Consider the following 2,762-nt stretch of genomic DNA (forward strand, 5'->3'; position numbering starts at 1 on the left):
ATTGCTCTTTGCACAGATAATGGGCGCGAATGGCGCGTTTACAGTTAATGGATAACTGCTCAACGAGGTGGTCAAAATGGGCGACATGGGCGGGCACGTTTAACTCGTGCTTTAAGTTGCCGCCGCCCAATGCTTCGCCTAAACGGTCGCAGGCGCTGCGATTCGAAAACCCCTTGCCCAATTCTTGGTACACCCAATAACGGCCCCAGCGATACAGCCCTAACCGCAACGCCTTTATGTTCATCCTCTGCTCGGGTTCATCGCTAAAGCCCATTGGCCACCTCGTTTATCTTCTCAATCGAAAGCTTAAACACATCAAGGCATATCGATGTCACATCGTCATAGGGCGCAGTAGTACGGCCATTTTCCCAACGTTGGTAAGTGTTGCGGCTAATGCCGTAAATCTCAGCCACTTCGTCTTGGGTCATGCCCCGTAAACGGCGCCCTACTTTCAGTACATCCGCGGCGCGATTAGCCATAAATCCTCCTGCGTGAAGTCCATAACTCACTCGTTCTATTTCTAATTGTTATTGTCATCGTCATAACCACCCCACTAACATTGGCTCGTCTGGCTCACTCGGCTCAGTGGTCGATTGGCGCATAATCTCGGGCGCCACATCATCAAACCCCAGTGTGATTAAGTGCGCATGGTAGGCATCCAACGCCATCAACATGCCCTTATCTAAGGTGCTGTTGACGTAAGTGCGCAGCAGTAACGGCAAGGTATGATTCAATATTCGCTCACCCACCATAGTATCTACGCCCATGTCGGCAATAATGGTGCGGCACAGTTTGCGCAGTGCATGGGAGGTAAACGCCTTAAACCGAATCGTCTCACTCCAATACTGCGCGGTGCGAATGCTCACCGGCCCTACTTCGCCTGGGAACAAAAACGCTCGCTTGCCCACATGCGTGTATTGCCACTGGGCGTAATGGGTGATGAGTTTCTTGGCTGTGGGCGTCATGGGTAAGCGGTGCTCTTGGCGGTTCTTGGCATTCTCGGCCGGAATAAACCAATAATCACCGGCAAAGTGGTCCCATCTGGCTAAACGGGTTTCCCCAATGCGGGTACCGAACATCAGCATCAACACAAACAACATGGCCACCGGTCTTGCTGCATTTCGCAATGCGCTGAATAACGGTCCCACATCCGACTCGCTTAATTGCGTACCCACCAAAGGCGGCATCTTCAAACTCATTTGCACCCGATACCCCGCCAAGCTATTGGCGTCTAATACCCGTAAATCGGCCGCAACCGATAACGCCCGTTTCAACACCTTCACCGCCGCTTTGATATAATTGGCCGAGTAGCCCTGCGCCAACATGGGTTTGATTAAATAACTGTCCACCGCGATAAAGTTCAGCTCATTGAGCGGTAACTCACCAAAGCAGCCGCTGAGATGTTTACTCACTAACGATTTACAGTTACTGCGCCAGCTGTTGCTTAAGGTGCGGTTGCACTCAACATGGGTGACAAACCACGCCAGCAATTGCGCGACCGTGGTAAACTCGTTGCTGATTACCGTTTGGCCCATGCTGCGTTTGGCTAACAGGCTAGGTAACTCGGCTAGAAAGGTCTTCAAGCACATCACTGGCCACACACCCTGCTTTTGCCACACGGTTTTGCCCGCTTCGTTCATCACTAAATACACTGAGGCTTGGCGTCTATCGGTCGAGGCCCGTAACCGCACCGCCGGAAACTGCGTGTCCCGAAAGTCTCGCGTTATCCCTGCCCGCAACCAACGGCGCAACACCGCATCGTTTAACTTGCCTTGCTCTACGCCTGTTGCTGTCATCACCTGCACCATCTAGCCCTCCAACCGATATTCAAAGGTGTGATGGGTACCCGAGCGTATGCGCTTTACCCGCTGATTCATCGGCATATCCCGAAACCGTGCACTTAACGCTGTCTCGCTGTCGTGAACCCCAAAGCGGTTAAAGCTCTCTTGCTGGATTTCAAACAGGGTCCAAAACCGTTTGCCTGTGATGATGCGCATTAAGCGTTCGCGCTGTGTCAGTGGTTTAGTCGCCATCATTTGCCCCCTTAAGCCCAAAGTTTGCACGTAAATTGGCAATAATTGATTTGGCCTTGGCCGCCTCAGTCGGCCGCGTCACCGTTTCAGGTAGTGCCTTTGGCAATTCAACATCGGTCAACTCGCCACGGCTAAAGCGTCTGCATAAGACTTTGTAATTGCGCTCAAAGGTCATTAACACGTCCTTTTCGAGCCCAGTCGCAAACATCCAACTGCCTGTCTCGCGCACCGCTAAGCGCACCACATCATGGCTCCACGTATGTTTATCAGGGTGATGGTAATGGCGCGTTGCCTCCTTAAACGCCGCTTCCAACGTGGGCAGCCCTAAATCACAGGCTGTCGGTTGGCACCAAAGCGCAAACTGGCGCGGTGTCGGCCAAAACTGCCTATCGCCCTGCTCGCGTCTGGCGCGATTCAGCCCTGCTTGCACTTGCTCGCGGCTGGCAATCCCCTGCGCCGCCAAAGTTTTAAGCCACTCGGCTTTGTGGGTCGCTTCGTCCTCAGGCCGCGGCGCACTCACTGGGAACAACACCCGCAACTTGCTAAACACGCTGTCCACAATCGCCATGTCCATCGCCGTGGGCTCAGGTTGGCTAACACGCCCCTGCCCAACCAGCGGCTGGCGGATTAAGGTCTGCAGTGATTTCATGCTCGCATTTTGATTGGCAGTCATATCAAGGGGTCCTCAGGGTCATACACCGCATAACTCCAATCCACTTGCCCAACAGC

Annotated in this window: 5 protein-coding genes; all 5 read right to left on the minus strand. The window is 53.4% G+C overall.

What is annotated here, in order from left to right:
- On the minus strand, positions 1-274 hold a 274-nt coding region (locus tag Q4Q50_RS22255; RefSeq protein WP_311901209.1), incomplete at its 3' end, for a hypothetical protein.
- On the minus strand, positions 264-479 hold the full coding sequence (locus tag Q4Q50_RS22260; protein ID WP_006082023.1) for a helix-turn-helix transcriptional regulator: 216 nt from the start codon (positions 477-479) through the stop codon (positions 264-266). The genes Q4Q50_RS22260 and Q4Q50_RS22255, both read right to left, overlap by 11 nt.
- 60 nt (positions 480-539) lie before the next feature.
- Positions 540-1,808 carry a tyrosine-type recombinase/integrase gene (locus Q4Q50_RS22265; RefSeq protein WP_311901211.1) on the minus strand — a complete coding sequence of 423 codons (1,269 nt, stop codon included), beginning with the start codon at positions 1,806-1,808 and terminating at the stop codon, positions 540-542.
- On the minus strand, positions 1,809-2,033 hold the full coding sequence (locus Q4Q50_RS22270) for a hypothetical protein (RefSeq protein WP_006082025.1): 225 nt from the start codon (positions 2,031-2,033) through the stop codon (positions 1,809-1,811).
- A complete protein-coding gene (locus Q4Q50_RS22275) occupies positions 2,023-2,706 on the minus strand; it encodes a replication protein P (protein WP_311901213.1) in 684 nt (227 codons plus the stop codon). Before Q4Q50_RS22275 ends, Q4Q50_RS22270 begins: the two co-directional genes overlap by 11 nt.
- Positions 2,707-2,762 lie beyond the last annotated feature (56 nt).

It is taken from the genome of Shewanella scandinavica (assembly GCF_031932065.1).
Taxonomy (GTDB): Bacteria; Pseudomonadota; Gammaproteobacteria; order Enterobacterales; family Shewanellaceae; genus Shewanella; species Shewanella baltica.